The organism is Methylococcus sp. S1M, from assembly GCF_051295855.1.
GTDB lineage: Bacteria > Pseudomonadota > Gammaproteobacteria > Methylococcales > Methylococcaceae > Methylococcus > Methylococcus capsulatus.
In genome coordinates, this window is sequence record NZ_JBPDXO010000003.1 from 80,402 (window position 1) to 99,644 (window position 19,243).

General features: G+C 63.5%; 18 protein-coding genes. 14 read left to right on the forward strand and 4 right to left on the reverse strand.

Features of this window, described 5'->3' with window-relative positions; all coding sequences use genetic code 11:
* Positions 1–2: 2 nt before the first annotated feature.
* Positions 3–947, reverse strand: a complete 945-nt coding sequence (locus tag ACSHWJ_RS06880) for a polysaccharide deacetylase family protein (RefSeq protein ID WP_432539531.1) — start codon at positions 945–947, stop codon at positions 3–5.
* Positions 948–970: 23 nt separating this feature from the next.
* Positions 971–1,846, reverse strand: coding sequence for a 16S rRNA (cytidine(1402)-2'-O)-methyltransferase (gene rsmI / locus ACSHWJ_RS06885; RefSeq protein WP_432539532.1), 876 nt, complete (start codon positions 1,844–1,846; stop codon positions 971–973).
* A 27-nt stretch (positions 1,847–1,873) separates the two neighbouring features.
* On the opposite strand from rsmI, the gene ACSHWJ_RS06890 reads away from it, so the two are divergent.
* The 5 genes from ACSHWJ_RS06890 to ACSHWJ_RS06910 are packed head-to-tail and all read left to right on the forward strand — an operon-like array spanning position 1,874 to position 6,317.
* Positions 1,874–3,751, forward strand: a complete 1,878-nt coding sequence (locus ACSHWJ_RS06890; protein WP_432539533.1) for a penicillin-binding protein activator — start codon at positions 1,874–1,876, stop codon at positions 3,749–3,751.
* The gene (locus tag ACSHWJ_RS06895) at positions 3,751–4,122 is read left to right on the forward strand and encodes a YraN family protein (RefSeq protein ID WP_010959552.1); all 372 of its coding nucleotides are present in this window, start codon (positions 3,751–3,753) and stop codon (positions 4,120–4,122) included. The genes ACSHWJ_RS06890 and ACSHWJ_RS06895 overlap by 1 nt, the downstream gene beginning before the upstream one ends.
* Positions 4,119–4,706, forward strand: a complete 588-nt coding sequence (locus ACSHWJ_RS06900; RefSeq protein WP_010959551.1) for a phosphoheptose isomerase — start codon at positions 4,119–4,121, stop codon at positions 4,704–4,706. Before ACSHWJ_RS06895 ends, ACSHWJ_RS06900 begins: the two co-directional genes overlap by 4 nt.
* 16 nt (positions 4,707–4,722) lie before the next feature.
* Positions 4,723–6,126, forward strand: coding sequence for an FAD-binding oxidoreductase (locus tag ACSHWJ_RS06905; protein WP_017366030.1), 1,404 nt, complete (start codon positions 4,723–4,725; stop codon positions 6,124–6,126).
* Positions 6,123–6,317 (forward strand): YbdD/YjiX family protein, encoded by a 195-nt coding sequence (locus ACSHWJ_RS06910; protein ID WP_432539534.1) that lies wholly within the window; start codon positions 6,123–6,125, stop codon positions 6,315–6,317. The genes ACSHWJ_RS06905 and ACSHWJ_RS06910 overlap by 4 nt, the downstream gene beginning before the upstream one ends.
* 6 nt (positions 6,318–6,323) lie before the next feature.
* Here ACSHWJ_RS06910 and ACSHWJ_RS06915 read toward each other — a convergent pair whose 3' ends face one another.
* Complete coding sequence (locus ACSHWJ_RS06915) at positions 6,324–6,584, reverse strand: hypothetical protein (protein WP_017366029.1); 261 nt, start codon at positions 6,582–6,584, stop codon at positions 6,324–6,326.
* A gap of 231 nt (positions 6,585–6,815) precedes the next feature.
* Between ACSHWJ_RS06915 and ACSHWJ_RS06920 the strand changes: the two genes are divergently transcribed.
* The 4 genes from ACSHWJ_RS06920 (at position 6,816) to ACSHWJ_RS06935 (ending at position 14,204) form a co-directional block, all read left to right on the forward strand.
* Positions 6,816–7,580, forward strand: coding sequence for an elongation factor-1 alpha (locus ACSHWJ_RS06920; RefSeq protein ID WP_432539535.1), 765 nt, complete (start codon positions 6,816–6,818; stop codon positions 7,578–7,580).
* 617 nt (positions 7,581–8,197) lie between these two features.
* Positions 8,198–11,368, forward strand: a complete 3,171-nt coding sequence (locus ACSHWJ_RS06925) for an efflux RND transporter permease subunit (RefSeq protein WP_282213624.1) — start codon at positions 8,198–8,200, stop codon at positions 11,366–11,368.
* Positions 11,368–12,588 carry an efflux RND transporter periplasmic adaptor subunit gene (locus tag ACSHWJ_RS06930; RefSeq protein WP_010959545.1) on the forward strand — a complete coding sequence of 407 codons (1,221 nt, stop codon included), beginning with the start codon at positions 11,368–11,370 and terminating at the stop codon, positions 12,586–12,588. The genes ACSHWJ_RS06925 and ACSHWJ_RS06930 overlap by 1 nt, the downstream gene beginning before the upstream one ends.
* A 53-nt stretch (positions 12,589–12,641) precedes the next feature.
* Entirely contained in the window at positions 12,642–14,204 is a 1,563-nt protein-coding gene (locus ACSHWJ_RS06935; RefSeq protein WP_249385150.1) for an efflux transporter outer membrane subunit, read from the forward strand.
* Positions 14,205–14,263: 59 nt separating this feature from the next.
* Here ACSHWJ_RS06935 and ACSHWJ_RS06940 read toward each other — a convergent pair whose 3' ends face one another.
* Positions 14,264–14,419 (reverse strand): hypothetical protein, encoded by a 156-nt coding sequence (locus ACSHWJ_RS06940; protein ID WP_010959543.1) that lies wholly within the window; start codon positions 14,417–14,419, stop codon positions 14,264–14,266.
* A gap of 29 nt (positions 14,420–14,448) precedes the next feature.
* Here ACSHWJ_RS06940 and ACSHWJ_RS06945 point away from each other — a divergent pair, with 29 nt between their 5' ends.
* The 5 genes from ACSHWJ_RS06945 (at position 14,449) to ACSHWJ_RS06965 (ending at position 19,233) form a co-directional block, all read left to right on the forward strand.
* Positions 14,449–15,669, forward strand: coding sequence for an MlaE family ABC transporter permease (locus tag ACSHWJ_RS06945; RefSeq protein WP_218800789.1), 1,221 nt, complete (start codon positions 14,449–14,451; stop codon positions 15,667–15,669).
* The gene (locus ACSHWJ_RS06950) at positions 15,666–16,436 is read left to right on the forward strand and encodes an ABC transporter ATP-binding protein (RefSeq protein ID WP_010959541.1); all 771 of its coding nucleotides are present in this window, start codon (positions 15,666–15,668) and stop codon (positions 16,434–16,436) included. Before ACSHWJ_RS06945 ends, ACSHWJ_RS06950 begins: the two co-directional genes overlap by 4 nt.
* A 1-nt stretch (position 16,437) precedes the next feature.
* Entirely contained in the window at positions 16,438–17,352 is a 915-nt protein-coding gene (locus tag ACSHWJ_RS06955) for an MlaD family protein (protein WP_432539536.1), read from the forward strand.
* On the forward strand, positions 17,349–17,870 hold the full coding sequence (locus ACSHWJ_RS06960; RefSeq protein WP_228370242.1) for an ABC-type transport auxiliary lipoprotein family protein: 522 nt from the start codon (positions 17,349–17,351) through the stop codon (positions 17,868–17,870). Before ACSHWJ_RS06955 ends, ACSHWJ_RS06960 begins: the two co-directional genes overlap by 4 nt.
* Positions 17,871–18,054: 184 nt before the next feature.
* Positions 18,055–19,233 (forward strand): DesA family fatty acid desaturase, encoded by a 1,179-nt coding sequence (locus ACSHWJ_RS06965; protein ID WP_282213625.1) that lies wholly within the window; start codon positions 18,055–18,057, stop codon positions 19,231–19,233.
* Positions 19,234–19,243 lie beyond the last annotated feature (10 nt).

Below are 19,243 nucleotides of genomic sequence, written 5' to 3' on the forward strand. Positions count from 1 at the left end.
GTTCAACGGCGCAGCATCCGTTGAAACCGGGGTAGGATGCCGGAAACGGTCGCAGCGAAAGTGGCCCCATCCGCCCCCCGCCCGATGCCGAACCGTGGAATGGTGAACCGGTCACCCGGCTCCTTCCATACGCCGGGACGGGTGAGGACGGCGCCTTCGAAACCCAACCTCCGGCAGAGCGGGAGGTGCTCCGGCCTCCATCCGCCGTTGGGAAAGCAGAAGTAGCCGCCATAGCCCGGCAAGGTTTGGAGTATTTCCAGCGACCGCTGCAGAGTCCGCTCCGCCTCGGCCTGGCTCAGGCGGGGGAGAATCTCGTGGCGATGGGTATGGGAGCCGAAGCGGACCAGGCCGCTCGCCGCCATCTCGCGGATTTCCTCCTCACTCAAAGGCCGATAGGCCTCGACCGCTTCTTCCGGAAGCGCGCCCGCCGAGGGAGACTCTCGCAGCAGTGCGTCCACCGCATCATCAATGGCGTCGGGATGTACATTGGCCTTGAAGTCTTCCTTGATGCGCCTGAGTGCGGCGGGCTCCAGCCGTCCACCCAATGCAAGCTGCAGACGGTCGAACCAGAACAGGCGACGGCTGCCGATCGCCCCGGTGACGAGAAAGACGGTAGCCGCGAATCCGAATTCCCGCAAGACGGGGAAAGCGACGCGGAAATTATTGGCGTAACCGTCGTCGAAGGTCAGAGCAACCCTGGGCCGTCCGCCATCGTCCTCCTCCCAGGCATGCTCCAGAGGAACGACGCGGTAATGGCGGCACAGGTGCTGCATTTGGCTTCTGAATTCGGAGGCCCGGACCTGCAGCCAGTCGCCTTCTGCCAGCACGATGTCGTCCTCCATGACGCCGTGATACATCAGCACAGTCACACCTTTGCGGTGGGCCCGCCGTGCGATGGCATTGATACCGGCGAGGGCAAGCCCCGAGGCCAGAATACGCTTGAGCATAGTCTTCTCTCTCCGCGATGATTTCAACTCCCATCTCTCCCGGCCCGCTGGAGTTCCAAAGCCACCCGGTACAGGTCCTCCCGGCGCGCCCCGGTGATTCGGGCAGCCAGCCCGGTGGCGCTCTTGACCGAACACTCTTCCAGCAACAGCTTCAACACCCGCACAGCCTCCGCCGACGGCCCGGTTTGGGTCGGTTCGGGCTTGGCACCCTCGATCACCACCACGAATTCGCCCTTGCTGTTTTCCGGCGCCTGGTCCATGAGCGCCGGCATGTCCGCGGCAGGGGCTCCCAGGAAACTCTCGTGCAGCTTGGTCAGCTCGCGTGCCACCACGACCCGGCGGTCCCCGGGAAAAACCGTCGCGACATCGGCGATGCAGTCGCGGATACGGTGACTGGCTTCATAGAACACCAGGGTGCGCTCATCGGCCACCAACGATTCGAACCGGCGCCGCCTGGCCGCGCCGGTGCGTGGCGCAAACCCCTCGAATGCGAATCGCGCCGTGGACAACCCCGAGGCGGACAGGGCAGCGACGAGGGCGCAAGCGCCGGGCACCGGTGTTACGATGATCCCGGCGGCACGGGCCCGGTTCACCAGCGGAAATCCCGGATCGTTGATCAGCGGCGTGCCGGCGTCGCTGATCAAGGCGACGCGCTGGCCGTTTTTGAGCCTATCCATCAAGCGATCGGATGCCTGCTGCTCGTTGTGCTCGTGCAGGGCGAACAACGGCCGCTCGATGCCATAGCGGTCCAGCAAAGGCCGGCTGTGCCGGGTGTCCTCCGCGGCGATCAGATCGACCGTCTTGAGGATTTCCACGGCCCGAAAGCTGATGTCGCCCAGATTGCCGATCGGCGTGGCAACTAGGTATAGTACTCCGTTCATCCGCTCAGACGCCTGCATTTTCTAAATGGAATCAAAGGGTTCGACATGCGCATAGTCACTCGAGTCGCCGCCCTGGCGATCACCGCCGCCCTGGCCGGCTGCACCAGCCTGAAACCCGCGGCGAATGATCCGGCCGCCAGACTGTCGGCGGAAGCGCAAACCCGGCTGCGGGCAGGGGATTTCTCCGGCGCCGGCCAGCTCTATGAGAAGGCGGGCGGGATTTCGAACGTGCCGGACTACTTCCGTCTGCGCGCTGCCGATGCCTACCTGCGCGCGGGCGATTCGGCGACCTCGCGGCGGGTGCTGGGATCGGTCGACCCGCGGCGGCTGGATGCGGACGACCACATTCTCTACGGGTTACTCAGCGCCCGCATCGACCTCAATGCCGGGCGTGCCCGGGAAGCCATGGCCAAGCTGGACAGTCTGGACTACTCACAGATGACCCTGGCCCAGAAAGGGCATTATCACACGCTGCGCGCGTCGGCCTACAACCAGCTGGGAAACATGGTGGAAAGCGCCCGGGAGCGCATCGCCGCCGGCCCCCTGCTGAGCTCGCCGGAGGCGGTGCAGAAGAACAACGAAGCGATCTTCGACGCCCTCAGCCGGGTTCCCGATCCGGTGCTGGAACAACAGTCCGAGGCCGCGACCGGGGTGTTCGAAGGCTGGGTGGCGCTGGCCAGGGCGGTCCGCCAGACCACGCCGGATCAGCGCGCCCAGGCCATCGCAGAGTGGAACGCACGCTATCCGACCCATCCGGCCCGGGGTGCATTCGCCGACTCTTTGATGCGGCGGAGCGATCGGGCGGCGGCCGAACCACCGACCACTGCCATGCCGGCCGCGGAAACCAGCGCCACCGTCCAGATCACTCCGCTGGCCGAACCCGGCGGCAGCCGATCCGCCCCGGTCGTCGCCGTGCTGCTGCCGCTCTCCGGCACCTACGCCGCACCCGCCCAAGCGATCCGGACCGGCATCGATGCCGCCCACGACGCTGACACTGCCCAGAACAAACCCGCCTTGCGCTTCTACGACACCCAGGCCGGGGACGTGCCGGCCCTGTACCGGAAAGCGCTGGCCGAAGGTGCAACCCAGGTCATCGGCCCATTGCTGAAAGAAGACGTCGCCGCCCTCGCCAACAGCGGCGACATGGCGACGCCGGTACTGGCGCTGAACGAGAATCCGGGGGTCAGCGCCGACCGCTTGTTCCAGTTCGGCCTCACGCCCGAGCAGGAAGTCGAACAGGTGGCGGCGAGCGCCCGCCTGGACAACCGCCACACGGCGCTCATGATCGCGCCGTCGTCGGCTTACGGCCAGCGGGTGGCGAACCACTTCAGCGATTACTGGCGCCAAACCGGCGGACGCATCGCAGCGGCGAAGACCTATACGGCCGGCGGCAACGATTATTCGACGCTTCTGGAAGACGTCGCTCTGCTGGTGGGACAAGACGGCCAGACCACGCCGGTCCCTTACGAAAACGTGGCGGACTTCATTTTCCTGGCGGCTGATGAGCACGACGGGCGCATCATCAAGCCCTACCTCGAATCGCTGGGCGTGGACCTGCCGGTGTACGCGATGTCCTCGCTGTATTCGGGAGAACCCGACCCCGGACTGGGCCGGGAGCTGAACGGCGTGGTGTTCTGCGACATTCCCTGGCTGCTGGATGAAACCGCCGGCGACGCCTTGTCCGAGCGCGCACTGGAAGCCAAGGTCGCGCAGACCCCGCAGGACTACCGCCGGCTGATCGCCATGGGAATCGACGCCTACCGGCTCGCCGGCCGTCTCGACGAGCTGCATTCCGGCGGACGCTTCGAAGGCGCAACCGGTATACTCACCGTAGGCGAGGGCAACCGCATCCACCGCCAGTTGAGCTGCGCACGGTTCGAGGGCAACTCGCCGCGCCTCATCGGGCGTGCGCCTTCGCTGTAATGGCAGTCAGCGGCAGCCACCGACCGCTGACCGGTCCCCAGGCCGAAAGCTGGACGGCGGAATACCTCACAGCCCGCGGCCTGCGTCTGATCGAGCGGAACTACCGCTGCCGCCTGGGGGAAATCGACCTCGTGATGGCTGAAGGCGCAACCCTGGTGTTCGTCGAAGTACGCTACCGCAGCGGCAAGCGTTACGGCGGAGCGCTGGCAAGCGTCGACCGCCACAAATGCCGGCGGCTCCTGGCCACAGCGCAGCACTATATGGTCGAGCACCGCGTGACGGGCGCCGTCCGACTGGACGTGGTGGCGGTGTCGCCGGGCGCCGCCGGCCCGCAAGCAGAATGGATCAGGAACGCCATCGAAGCGCAATGAACCCACACGAACGCATCGAGCGCCATTTCAGCGCCCATATCGAAGCCGCGCAGGAGGCATTGACCATGCTCGGGGACGCGATCGAAATCGCCGCGGCAAAGCTGGCCCATTGCCTGCTGTCCGACGGCAAGATCCTGTGCTGTGGCAACGGCGGCTCGGCCGCCCAGGCCCAGCATTTCTCCTCGGAGATGCTCAACCGTTTCGAACGGGAACGGCCGGGACTGCCGGCCGTGGCGCTGACCACGGACACCTCCACCCTCACCTCCATCGCCAACGACTACCACTTCGACGAGGTGTTCGCCAAACAAGTGCGGGCACTGGGCCATGCCGGCGACATCCTGGTCATCTACAGCACCAGCGGCATCTCGCCCAGCGTGCTCTCCGCCGCGGTGGCCGCCCAAGACCGCGACATGAGCATCATCGCCCTGAACGGCCGTGACGGCGGCACCCTGGCACCGCTGCTGCGCGACACCGACGTGGAAATCCGCGTGACCGCACCCAGCACCGCCCGCATCCAGGAAATCCACCTGCTGATCACCCATTGCCTGTGCGATCTGGTGGACCATCAGCTGTTCGGCGAATAGTGGGGGGAGAATGCCGATGGCCGTCTCCGAAGAATTCTTGCGCGAACTGGAAAAGCTGTTCCCACCTGGCAGCCGGCATACCGATCCGGCCGAGTGCTGGGCCTACGGCTATGACAACAGCAAACGACAGGCGCTGCCCGATGCGGTGGTGTTTCCCCGATCGCACGAGGATGTCGTGGCCCTAGTCAGATTATGCAACCGCCACCGCATCCCCCTCACTGCCCGTGGCCGCGGCACCGGCACCACCGGGGCCACCGTGCCCGTCGCAGGCGGCGTGGTCGCTTCGCTGGAACGGATGAGCCGGATCATCGAGATCTCGCCCGACAACCGCTTCGCCGTGGTCGAGCCCGGTGTCACCAACCAGGCACTGCAGGATGCAGTGAGGCCGGACGGCTTCTTCTGGCCGCCCGATCCGACTTCCGCCGAGTTTTGCAGCATCGGCGGCAATCTCGCCTACAACTCGGCCGGCCCCCGCGCGGTGAAATACGGCACGCCGCGGGAGAACACCCTGGGACTGCGGGCCGTGACAGGGGCCGGCGAGGAGCTGCGCTGCGGCGTCTACACCACCAAGGGCGTGGTGGGCTACGACCTGACCCGCCTCATCATCGGTTCCGAAGGAACCCTGGCCATCATCACCGAAGCGACCCTCAAACTCACTCCCCTGCCTTCCGCCAAACGTACCCTGCGGGCGATCTACGTGGACGTCGCTTCCGCCGCCCGCGCCATCGCCCGGATCATGGCCCAGCCGGTGATTCCCTGCGCACTGGAATTCATCGACGGCAACGCCATCGCCCTGGTGCGCCGCTACGCTGCCGTCGACCTGCCGGAAGACGCCGCCGCCCTGTTGATGATCGAAGTGGACGGTTCGCCCGAGAGCCTGGACGCCGCCGTCGAATCGCTGCGTGCAGCGGCCACCCTGGAGGGCCTGGTCGAGTTCCGCGCGGCCCGCACCGCCAGCGAGGTCGAAGCCCTGTGGAGCATCCGCAAGGCGCTGTCGCCCTCGCTGCGCAAGGTCGCGCCGAAGAAGCTCAACGAGGACGTGGTGGTGCCGGTGACCGAACTGCCGGCCCTGATCGCCGGCCTCGACGAGCTTTCGAGGAGGCACGCCATTCCCATCGTCAACTTCGGTCATGCCGGCAACGGCAACATCCACGTCAATCTGCTGTTCGACCCGGACCGGGCGGACGAGAACGAACGCGCCCACGCCTGTCTGCACGAGATGTTCACGCTGGTGCTGAAACTGCGCGGCACCCTGTCGGGCGAGCACGGGGTCGGAATCGAGAAGCGAGACTATGTCGGCGAGGAACTGGACCGGACCTCGCTGGCATTGATGCATGCCATCAAACGCCAGTTCGATCCGAACGGCATCCTCAATCCCGGCAAGTCCATTCCGGCGGAAGACCCGTCGCCACCGGCATGACGGTGAAGCTGGCCGACAAGCTCAGTGCCTTCTGGCGCACCCTCCGGACGGCTACCGGGGACGATGCCTACGAGCGTTATCTCGAACACTGGCGCCGCCACCATGACGGCGAAGGCCAGCCGCTGAGCCGCAAGGCCTTCTTCCGAGCCGAGCAGCAACGCCGCTGGAGCGGCGTCCAGCGTTGCTGCTGAACCGGGTCAAAGCTTGTTCTTGATCCGTTCGTACGCGTTCCTGATCTCCTCGCCCAATACCTGGACGCCGGCCCAGACGTCTTCCGAAGCATCCTTGGCCTCGTCCGCCGCACGGGCCACCCGGGCCTTCAGCTCCTCGAGCTGTTCTTCGGCCTTTTCCCACTCGTCGCGGATGTTCATGCGCGCCAGATCCAATTGCACGACGATCTCGTCGCGCTGCTGCAGCAGTCCATCGCGGAACTTTTCCATCTCTTCTTTCAGGTTCATCGTGCCTTCTCCTGATCCAGTCAGCCCTCCGGCATCGCCACAAACGGCGCCGGGCCGGTGACAACATAACAGCTTATCGGCAGACGCCGCCAGTCTCCGCCCAAAAGGCCGCAGCGGCCGTGAAAAAGCAACGCTGCATTTCACGCCCCGCTGGCGCTGGCCGGTTGCGCCGGCACAGGGTCCGCATATCTAATGGGCACAGTTTTCTGTCTTCAAAAAAGGACACACCTGATGATCCATCAACACACCACACTCGAACGGCTGCCCGAGGCTTACAAGATTCTTTTCACCGGCTTTCTGCTGGTCATCGGCATCGGTCTGCTGATGGCAGGGGAGCAGATCATGCTGACCCACGGCAAGGCGGACGGCAAACCGGGTCTTTCCATCAACGACATCATTTATAGCTACTACGGCAACCGCACGGGTTCCAAGCTGGAAACCATGCTCAAAGGCCAGATGAAGCCCATGGCACCGGACGAGGTAAGGTTCGAGCTGATCGAATGGGCGGAAGACGGCGCGCCGATGACCGAATGGGCGTCCAAGATCAAGCCGCGCCTGGACCAATACTGCGTAAGCTGCCACAACGCGGATTCTGGCCTGCCGGACTTCACCAAGCCGGAAAACGTGCAGAAGGTCGCCGAGATCGACCATGGAGCCTCCATCACTTCACTGACCCGCGTCTCGCACATCCATTTGTTTGGCATCGCCTTCATCTTCATGTTCGTGGGCTGGATTTTCGGCCTGGCCGAATTCCCGCGGAAATGGAAGCTGATCCTCATCGCCACGCCCTTCGCCTTCCTCATCGTCGACGTCCTGTCGTGGTGGCTGACCAAGTTCTTCTCCATCTTCGCCTGGCTGACCATGATCGGCGGCATCGGCTACAGTCTGGCCTCGACGGTGATGATTCTCACCTCGCTGGCGCAGATGTGGCTGCCTCGGACCCAGTGGCTGAAGTACTGGACCTCGGAACAGCCGGCATCCGCCGATGGATCCTGAGCGGGGCCTCGCCCCGTCCGGAAAGCCGGATCTCCGAGGCGCCGGCGCATCCTGGCCGATCGTGCTCGAGGTGGCGTCTCGGCCCCCGAAGGGACATGGCATCAAACCACCTTGGCACGCCAGCGGCCGTTGTGGCAGGATACAGCGGCTTCGTTCTGCGGCTTTCTGGCCGAGCCCGGGGCCATCCGCCTGCCGTTCCAGGCAATGCCAAGGAAACGCCCCGGACTCCGGCACTTTGATTTGAGCTGTAAGCATCATTCGTGAACATGAACTCCAACCGCTTGGCGTATACGGTGGCGGCCATCCCTCGCTCCCGAACGGCGGGCCGGCCATGATCGTGCCGACGCCACCGGGTCTGCCCGCCGTCCGCGCACCCAAACTTGCACCGTTGGGGGTAGCCGGTCGACCACCCCTGCCGCGAATGAACCGCGTCCCATGACCCACCCGACTCAAAGACCCGAAACCGAACCCCATCCTCCCAGTCCCGGGCCGGATTGAGTCGCGCCGCGGAGCAATGGCCATGACGTCGGTTTGGTTTGTGAGATTCAAGCCGGAAGACATCCCTCTTGAAACCTGCATTTGACTGACAAAAAGACCGTTTTCAGCAGGCTTCCCGCATGAACCAGATCGTCCTCATTGCGCTGCGCAGACCGTACACTTTTGTGGTTCTTTCGATCCTGATCGTTTTGTTCGGGATCCTGTCGGTGCTCAAAACGGCGACCGACGTCTTTCCGCCCATCAAGATACCCGTCGTTTCCGTGGTCTGGTCGTATGCCGGACTGCTGCCTCAGGACGTGTCGGGACGCATCACCTATTATTACGAGCGCGCCTTGACTTCGACGGTAGAAGGCATTGCGCGCATCGAAAGCAATTCGTACTACGGCATCAGCATCATCAATATCTATCTTCAGCCCGACACCAATCTCGCCGGTGCCGAGGCCGAGATCACCGCGATTTCGCAGACGGTGGTCAAACAGTTGCCGCCGGACATCTCACCCCCGCTGATCATGCGCCTGGAAGCGTCCTCGGTGCCGGTGGCCATGCTGCAGGTGACTTCCGATACGCTGTCGCCGTCGGAACTCTACAATCTCGCTTACGCACGCATCCGGACGCTGCTGGTCACCATCCCGGGAGCGATCCTGCCGCAACCCTACGGCGGCAAACCCCAGCAGCTGCTGGTCTCGCTCGACAAGCAGAAACTGCTCGCCCACAACATCACCGCCACCGACGTCCACAATGCTTTCGGCGATCAGAGCATCGTGCTGCCCGCGGGCGACATGAAGATCAAGCAGACCGACTGGATGGTGCAGACCAACGCCACGCCGATGCAGATCGAGGATTTCAACAACATCCCGATCAAGCGGGTCGACGCGACCAACTCCACGATCTATCTGCGCGACGTCGCCGATGTACAGATCGCCGGCCCGCCCCAGATCAACGCCGTGCTGGTCGAGGGCAAGCAGGCCGTCATGATCGTGGTGATGAAGAGCGGCAATGCATCGACCCTGGACGTGGTCGACGGCATCAAAAAGATGATTCCGCGCATCGAGCAAATCGTTCCCGAGGGCGTGAAAATCAAACTGCTGAACGATGCCTCGATCTTCGTGAAGGACTCGATCAAGGACGTTCTGCACGAAATGGGAACCGCCGCCTTGCTCACCGGGCTGGTCGTACTGCTGTTTCTCGGTTCCTGGCGACCGACGGTCATCATCGCGACCTCCATACCGCTGGCCATCCTGACCTCCCTCATCTGTCTGCACCTCCTGGGGGAGTCGATCAACATCATGACCCTGGGTGGACTGGCGCTGGCGGTCGGTATTCTGGTCGACGATGCGACCGTGATGATCGAGAACATCGACACCCACCTGGAAATGGGGAAGCCGCTCGAAACCGCCATCATCGATGCAGCCAATCAGATCGTCGTCCCGACCTTGGTGGCTACCCTTTGCATCGTCACGGTCTGGTTTCCGCTGTTCGAGCTGAGCGGCGTATCCGGGTATCTGTTCGCGCCGATGGCCGAGGCGGTGATCTTCGCCATGCTCGCCTCCTTCATCCTGTCGCGCACCCTGGTGCCGACCATGGCGAAATACGTGCTGGTAGCTCACGGCGCGCCGCATTCCGCTCATCACGCAGCACAGCCGCCAGGCTTCCTGAGCCGCTTCCAGCAAGGTTTCGAACGCGGTTTCGACCGTTTCCGCGAAAACTACAAGGCGCGACTCGAGCAGGCGATAGCCCATCGTGGCGCTTTCATCCGAACCTTCCTGGCGTTCGCGGTCGGCTCTCTCGTCCTTTATTACTTCAACGGACGCGACTTCTTCCCCGAGATCAAGTCGGGAACCATCCAGATGCACATGCGGGCGCCGCTCGGCACGCGCATCGAGGTGGCCGGACGCATCGCCTCGCTGGTCTCGAACGACATCGCGAATCTCTTGCCCGGTCAGGTCGAAGGCGTCGTCAGCAACTGCGGTCTGCCGATCGGTCCGCACAATCTGGCTTTCATTCCGACCCCGACCATCGGCTCGCAGGATTGCGATCTGACGATCAGCCTGAAAAATGAAGCCTCACCCGTCTGGGATTACCGGCGCATACTCCGCAAAGGCTTGCGAGAGCGCTATCCGGGAACCGAATTCACTTTCCAGCCGGCGGATCTGACCGCGAAAATCCTCAACTTCGGTTCGCCATCGCCGATCGACGTCCGCATCAACGGCACGGAGATGGAAGCCAACTACGAATACGCGCGCCGGTTGGCAAGCGAGTTGCGCAAGATCAGCGGCGCCAGCGACGTGACGATCCAGCAGACCATGCGCACACCGACGCTGAACGTGAACGGTAATCGCAGCCTCGGACTCGGCATCGATTTGACCTTGAAAGACATCACCGACAATCTGCTGATGTCGACCTCCGGCAGCCAGCAGGTCGACCAGGTATTTTGGCTCGACCACAAGACCGGCCTGTCCTACCAGGTCAATATCTATCTGCCGCAGCCGCAGCTCGCCAGCATCAATGATCTCCTGACCATTCCGGTCGACAAAGGCGACATGAATCCCTCCGGGAAGGGCATGCAACTCCTTGGCAACGTCGCCTCCCTTTCCGTGAGCGGTACGCCGGGAGTCGTCACCCACATGGACATCATGCCGGTGTTCGACATCTATGTGTCCGCCGAAGGACGTGACCTCGGCGGCGTGCTGGCGGACGTCGAGAAAGCCGTCGAGAGCATGGAGAAAGAGTTGCCCCGCGGCACGCAGGTGGACATCAAGGGACAGGCCGAAACCATGGCCAGCGCTTATTTCGAACTGCTGGCCGGCCTCGTTGCTGCGATCGTGCTGGTGTATCTGCTGCTCGTCATCAACTTCCAGTCCTGGCTCGATCCCTTCATCATCATTACCGCCTTGCCGGGTGCACTGGCGGGCATCGCCTGGTCGCTGTTCATCACCCACACCAATATTTCGGTACCGGCACTGACGGGCGCCATCATGTCGATGGGGACGGCGACCGCCAATTCGATCCTGGTCGTTTCCTATGCCCGCGAACGGTTCGAAATGCATGGCGACGCACTGAAAGCAGCCGTCGAGGCGGGCTATGCGCGCATACGACCGGTGCTGATGACCGCCTCGGCCATGATCATCGGCATGCTGCCGATGTCGCTGAGCAATTCCCAGAACGCACCGCTGGGCCGCGCCGTCATGGGCGGCCTGATGCTCGCCACCTTCGCGACGCTGCTTTTCGTACCGTGCGTCTACGCCATGATTTACAGCAAGCGAACCGCCAGCCGGAAGGAGAAAAGCTGATGCCCAAGATCCTGCGCGAACCGCGCATAGCTCTAGCGATTCTGCTTTGCGTCGTGTATGTCGGCTATCAGTTCTATCAGCGCAAACGCGACGCCGATGCCCTGCGCGAAGAAACGCTCCGAGAGGCCGTGCCGACCGTCGCCATCACCCACGCCCGGCCGATCGCGCCGACCGCGACCATTTCGCTTCCCGGCAATATCGACGCCTGGTATCAGGCGCCGATCTACGCCCAGATCCCCGGCTATGTGAAGATGTGGTACAAGGATTACGGGGCTCGCGTAAAGCAGGGCGAGGTGCTCGCGGAAATCAGCCAGCCGACGCTCGATGCCGAGTTTTCTCAGGCCAAGGCGGATCTGGAATCGCAACGCGCCAAATACAATCTCGCGCTGGTGTCCCTGAAACGCTGGCTGGCGCTGCGTGAATCGCACGCGGTGTCGGAACAGTCAATCTCGGTGCAGGAAGCCAATGAACGCTCCGAAGCGGCCCAGGTCAAGGCCGCGGAAAACAACGTCAATAACTTCCTGGCGAAGATGCGCTTCAAAACCATCGTCGCCCCTTATGATGGCGTGGTGACGCAGCGTAATGTCAACGTCGGTGACTACATCAACAAGGACGGCTATATCAGCAGCACCAACGGCAATACGGTCAGCAATCTGTTTTCCGTGGCCGACATACACAAGATGCGTCTCTTCATTTCCGTGCCGAGCACTCTGGCGGAAATACTCAAACCCGGCCTCACCGCCGACGTGGTCGTACCGCAATACACCAACCGCCATTTCACCGCCAATTTCCTGACCGCCGCCAACGGCATCGATCCGAACACCCGCACCATCGTGACCGAATTCACGATCGACAATGAAGACGGTGCCTTGTGGCCTGGATCGTACGCCACGGTCACCCTCACGGTGCCGAACGATACCCATATTCTCAGCATTCCTGCCAGCGCGCTGGTATTTCAGGAAGCCAACACGCAGGTCGCCGTGGTGACAGATGACGACCGCATTCACTTCAAACCGATCCAGGTGAGCAAGATTCTCGACGGAACGGTGGAGTTCACCGAAGGCGTCACTCCGAATGAACGCATCGTGAACAACCCCAGCGCCGCCCTGCTCGAAGGCGACAAGGTGCGCATCGTCAAACCGGCGCCGGGCTACGATCTTTCCGGCGAGGACGGACCGCCGGGGCTCCAGGAAGCCGCATCTCCGACTGCGGGCCAATGATGGACATGGGCTCGCGGATGAAGCCGGCGGCATCACGTATTTTCCGCACACGCATGCGGCGCAGTAGTCTCATACCGCTGATACTCCATTTGTCGGCGTGCGTCGACGGCCCCGCCGTGGATCTGGCCCCCCCTTATGAACCCGCCCAGTTCGTCGTCCCCGACTCGTGGCATGGATCGAGTCCCTTCGTCGAAGCGAAACCGTCGGACGGCGAGCTGCGCCCGGACTGGTGGAAACTTTTCAACGACCCGGTCCTGACCCAGCTCGAAGAACAAGCCATGGCGGCCAACGCCGACCTGCAGGCCGCCGCGGAGCGCTTCGTCCAGGCCCGGGACATGATGATGAAGGTGCGATCGCGTCTGATCCCGCAGTTCGGGCTGGAGTTCGGCGCCTCGGACAATCGGCAGTCCGTCAATACGCTGTTTCGCGCACCCAATGCGCCGATCGAGCAGTCGGATTATTACAGCGGCGGACTCGCCTCCTGGGAGCCCGACTTCTGGTCGGCGATCCGCAACCGGATACGTGCGGAGATTTATCAGGCCGAACAGCGCGCAGCCGAGTACGGGCTCGCGCGCCTGAGCCTGCAGGCGGAAATCGCTACGGACTATTTCACCCTGCGCGGCTATGACGCACAGGATTCCGTCTATAAACAGTCGATCGCCTACTACAAAAAATCACTGGAGATCGTCGACGCCCAGTACAAGGGTGCCATCGTGCCGCAACTCGATGTCGCCCGCGCCGAATACCTGTTGCACAGCACCGAAGCGAAAGAGCTCGACATTCAGGGCCGACGTCAGGTGACCGAACATGCGATCGCCATTCTCGTCAACAAGGCGCCGGCCGCTTTCAGCATCGCGCCGGTCGACGAGCTGCCATCACCGGAATTCACGATTCCGCAGACCATTCCCGCCACGCTGCTCGAACGCCGGCCCGACATCGCCCAGATGGAGCGCCAGATGGCGCAGGCGAACCGCGCCATCGGCATCGCCCGCGCAGCGTTCTTCCCGAACGTGGTGTTCAAGGCCAGCGGAGGCTACGAGAACGGCAGCATGAATCTGATCGCGCTCGCCAACAGTTACTGGTCCTACGGCGCTTCCGTTTCGATCCCCCTGTTTCAGGGCGGTCTGCGCCGCGCCCAACTGCAGCAGTCCTGGTCGGCCTACCGCGAAACCGAGGACAAATACCGAGCGACGGTACTCAACGCCTTTCGCGAAGTCGAGAACGGACTGAGCCTGACCAACCGGCTGAGCGTGGCGGCCGACCGGCAGGACGAAGCCGTCAAGGCCGCGCTGAAGACGCAGAATCTGACCATGGAGCTTTATCTGGGCGGTTTGATCACCAGCCTCGACCTCATCTACGCCCAGATCAACACGCTGACGGCGCGCATCGACGCGGTGGTGCTCAAGACCGAACGGCTGAAAAACACGATTGCGCTCATTCGCGCGCTGGGTGGCGGCTGGAACCGCAAGCAATTGCCCGCCGACGATCAGATTCAGCCCTTCGGCGTTCTCGAAGAGTATGGCAATGCCGGAAAACCCGCTCCTGCCGGGGGTATCGACGTGCCGGCGGACGACAACAGGCTGAACAACGACTTGACCAGACCGTTCAAGCAATAGGGATGGCGGGAAGCCTCCCCCATGCTTCGACGGTACCCAGCCCAGAGGGAGAGTCTCCCTCACTCGTCATAGACCCGCCGCACCAGATCCCGGAACCAGCGCGGCCGGGCGACCACGACATAGATGCCGATGATGCTGGTGATGGGCATCGGTCCCACGCCCAGCAGTGTGAGCAGAAGCAATACGAAGATGCATTTCCAGCGGGAAGGGTTCATGATTCAAGCCTCCGGTTGCCTGTCGAGCGATGCGGTCCATGATCGTGCAAGTTCGGCATCCGGAAAAGCGCCCCCGCCCATTTCGTCAAGCGCGTCGAAACATGCTCGCTTCGCAAAGCTCCGCGGAAACGTCCGCCCTGCCGCCGCTCTCGCCACCGGAATTCGCCGTGGAAGACGGCACCGCCGTGGTCCACGGTCACTGGAACCTGCGCGGGCTGATAGCGGCCTCCCCGGATCTGCGTGAGCGACTATGCCGCGCAGCGCGGCGGCCAGACCTGGAATGGGACCTGCGCGGAGTGAACGTGCTCGACAGCGCCGGCGCCTTTGTCCTGTGGCAGGCCTGGGGAGAGCGGCTGCCGGAACGGATCGCGTTGCGCCACGAACAACAATCCGCATTCCGTCGCTGGCAAATGGGGGGGATTCCCGCGGTGCGGGACGGCCGGAGGCCGCCGGTGCCGATACGCCGGCGGATCATCGCCGCAATCGCCGGCCTCGGCAGTCACCTGCTGGCGGTCCTGGCCCTGCTCGGCCAGCTGATCCTGGACCTGGCCCATCTCGCCCGTCATCCGGCAGACATCCCTTGGCGGGAAATCTCCGCTACCATCCACGAAACCGGCGGCCGTGCCCTGGGCATCACGGCACTGGTGGGCTTCCTGATCGGTGTGGTGGTCAGCTACCTGTCGTCGCTGCAGCTCAAGACCTTCGGCGCACAGGTCTACATCGTCAACATCCTGGGAATGAGCATCATCCGCGAACTGGGACCCCTGCTGGCGGCCATCCTGGTCGCGGGCCGCTCCGGTTCTTCGATGACGGCGCGGATCGGCGTGATGCGTGTGACCCAAGAGCTGGATGCCCTCGCCGCCATGGGCATTTCCCAGTCCCTGCGGCTGATCCTTCCGAAGGTCGTCGCCCTGGTGGTAGCCTTGCCGCTGCTGGTGGTCTGGACCGATGTAGTCGCCCTGGCGGGCGGCGCGGTCTCGGCCCACCTGGAGCTGGAAATCGGCTATCACCAGTTCTTCCAGAAACTGCCCGCCGCCGTCCCGGTCGCCAACTTTGCCATCGGCTTGGGCAAGGCCGCCGTGTTCGGACTGTTCGTCGCCCTGATCGCCTGCCATTATGGACTGCGCATCGCCCCCAACACCGAAAGTCTCGGCAACGAAACGACCAATTCGGTAGTGGTTTCCATCACGCTGGTAATCCTGGTCGACGCGGTATTCGCCATCCTGTTCCGGAGCGTGGGCATACGATGACGGACGGCGAAGTCATACGCATGGCGCACGTGTGGACCCGTTTCGGCGAGAATCTCGTACATCGCGACATCAGCCTCAGCCTGGGCCGCGGGCAGATCCTGGGAGTGGTCGGCGCCTCCGGCTGCGGCAAGACCGTCTTGATGCGCGAAATGATCGGTCTGCAGACACCGACCCAGGGTCAGGTCTGGCTGCTCGGCGAGTCATTGGCGGAAGCCGACGCGCGCCGCAAGCAGCAGCTCCGCAACCGTTGCGGCGTACTGTTCCAAGGCGGCGCCCTGTTCAGCGCGCTGAGCGTATTCGACAACATCGCTTTCCCGCTGCGCGAACTCAAGACCTTGGACGAGGAGTTGATCGCCCGACTGGTCTGCATGAAGCTCGCCATGGTCGGTCTGGGGGAAACCGATGCCCTGCTGATGCCGGCGGAGCTGTCCGGCGGCATGGTCAAGCGGGCCGCCCTGGCTCGTGCCTTGATCATGGAACCCGAAGTACTCTTCCTGGACGAACCCACCTCCGGCCTCGATCCGGTGCTGGGCGAAGAGTTCGTCGGCCTGTTGGGGCAACTGCACCGGGAATTGGGCTTCACCGTCGTGATGGTGACCCACGACCTGGACACCCTCAGCGACCTGTGCACCTGCGTGGCCGTGCTTGCCGGGCAGCAACTGGTATCCTATGGCACGCTGGACGATGCGATCGCCTGCGCGCATCCTTTCGCCCGCGACTTCTTCCATGGCAAACGCGCCCAGAGAATCCTGGGAAGGTCCGACTGAAATGGTCAGGGAAACCTATGCCCTGCTGACCGGCCTGTTCGTGGTCATTCTTGGCAGCGCGCTGATCGGCATCGCCCTTGTTCTTGGCGACTATGGCACCGAACGCGACGTCTATGTGGTCTCCACCCAGGGCGCGGTATCCGGCCTCAACCCGGAATCCCTGGTCATCTTCCGTGGCGTGCGGGCCGGCAAGGTGGCCTCGATCAGCTTCGCGCCCCACGATCCCCGCACCATCCTGGTCCGGATCGAGGTCGACAAGGGCCTTCCGATCACCCGCGGCACCTATGCCACGCTGCGGGTGCAGCCGCTTACCGGCCTGGCCCAGATCGATCTCAGCGACGAAGGCAACGACCCGGAACCCCTGCGCACCGACCCCAGGAACCCGGCCAGCATCCCGCTGCGTCCCTCCCTCCTGGACAAGCTGACCGGTTCGGGGTCAGACATCCTCACCCAGATTGCCCAGCTCACCAGCCGGCTGAATGCCCTCCTCGACGACGGCAACCGCCAGCGGATCGCGCACACCCTGGAAAGCCTGGACACGGCGGCGGACGAACTGGTCCGCCTGGAACGGTACATCGAAGAGGGGCTGGAACGCATCCCCATCCTGGACGGCAGACTGAGGCAGGCGCTCGCGGACCATTCTGCCATGGCCCGCGACGTCCGCGAAACCTCCCGCCAGGTCCGGGCACTGAGCGAAAGCGCACAAAAGGTCGTGGACGTCGGAGCAGCCGCGAGCGATACCCTGATCCGCAGCCGGCTGCCGGAACTGGACGCGCTGATCGACGACGCGGCTCACACCGCGGCCAGTCTGCGCCGACTGTCGAAAACACTGGAACGAGACCCGCAGACCCTGCTGCTGGGACCGGCGCCGGGTCTCCCAGGCCCGGGAGAGCCGGGATTTCAGGAGCCGAAATGATGCGACGCCTTTCCTGGACACTGATGCTCTCGCTCGCCACATCCGCCTGCAGCCTGTTGCCGGAGCGCCCGCCCCAACCCGCGCTGCACGATTTCGGTGCCGCCGGCGCGGCTGCACCGGCACCCTGGTCTTCAGTCGACGTCGACGCCCCGGAGTGGCTTCGGAACGACCGCCTGCAGTACCGCCTGCTCTACGCCAAGCCGACCGAACTGCGCTCCTATACCCTGGATCGCTGGATCGCGCCGCCGTCCGAGCTCCTGGAACAACGGCTGAAAGCCGGCCGCAGCGCCAATGGCTACCGTTTGCACATCGAACTCCAGGCATTCGAACAAGTGTTCGAACGCCCCGGCAGTTCTCATGTCATGATCCGCCTGCGCGCCGAAACGCCGGCGGACACCGAAACGTTCCAATTCGACCAGCCCACGGCCAGCCCGGATGCCGCCGGCGCGGTCCAGGCATTTGCGCAGGCGGTCGACCGTGCCGTTGCCCAGCTCCGGGCGTGGCGACCGGCGAACTGAGACAGTGCCTGTTTCCCCTCCTTTGAGGAACCTTTCCCGCCGCATCCAGTCTCATCAGATATGTCTCCGTCCTCCCCCGTTCGGTGCGAAGCGTCCGGTACGCCGCAGTGAAAGTACCTCCCCTCCACCTCGCCGGCGCCTCATCGTCGGCAAGCGCAACCGATCCGCACAGGTCCAGTACTCTATGTCACATGGTTTAACGCATCTTTCCTTCTGGCCGCTGTTGTTCGCGACCCTGGCTTTGACACATGTCACCATCGTCAGCGTCACCATCTTCCTGCACCGTCACCAGGCCCACCGGGCACTGTCCCTGCATCCCCTGGCCAGCCATTTCTTCCGTTTCTGGCTCTGGCTGACCACGGCGACCGTGACCAAGGAATGGGTGTCCATCCATCGCAAGCATCACGCGCGCTGCGAGACCCCGGACGACCCGCATAGCCCCCAATGCCTCGGCATATTCACCGTCCTGCTGCGAGGTTGGATGCTGTATCGCAAGGAAGCGAGGAACACCGCGACCCTGGCCCAGTTCGGCAACGGCACGCCGGACGACTGGCTGGAACGCAAGCTGTACAGCCGCTTTCCCGACCTGGGGATCACGCTGATGCTGGCCTTGAACCTGCTCCTGTTCGGCGTCGCGGGCTTGGCGGTGTGGGCGGTACAGATGCTGTGGATTCCGTTCTGGGCGGCCGGCGTCGTCAACGGTCTCGGCCATCATTTGGGCTACCGCAATTTCGAAACCCCCGATGCGTCCACCAATCTGTGGCCCATCGGCTTCATCATCGGCGGCGAGGAGCTCCACAACAACCACCATGCCTACCCGGCGTCGGCAAAGTTTTCCAGCCGCCGATGGGAAATCGACATCGGCTGGCTGTATATCCGGCTGATGACCCTCCTGAAGCTGGCCAAGATCAGAAACATGCCCCCCAAGACCATCATCCATACGGCAGAACCGTCCGTCGACATGGACACCGTCAAAGCCGTGCTGCGCAACCGTGCGCACGTCCTGAGCCTATACGGCCGCCGCGTCATCGTCCCGGTATTGCGGTCGGAGCAGGCGAAATCGCCGAAAGCCGGTCGACGCCTACTCCGACAGACACGTCCCTTGTTGCTGCGCGAATACATCAAGGCGGACCCGGCCGCCTGGCACAATTTCAGCCGGATGCTGGAAGATAGCCAAACTTTGGCGACGATCTTCCAGTTCAAGCAGCAGCTCAAGGCAGTATGGACCGACTCGTTCACGAGCCACGAGGAGCGCCTGGAACGCCTGCGCGCCTGGTGCCTCCAGGCGAAACAAAGCGACCTGCCCTGGTTGCAGCACTTCGCCGACACCCTGAGCGGTTACCGCCTGCAACCTGCCCATTGACTCCGTCCAT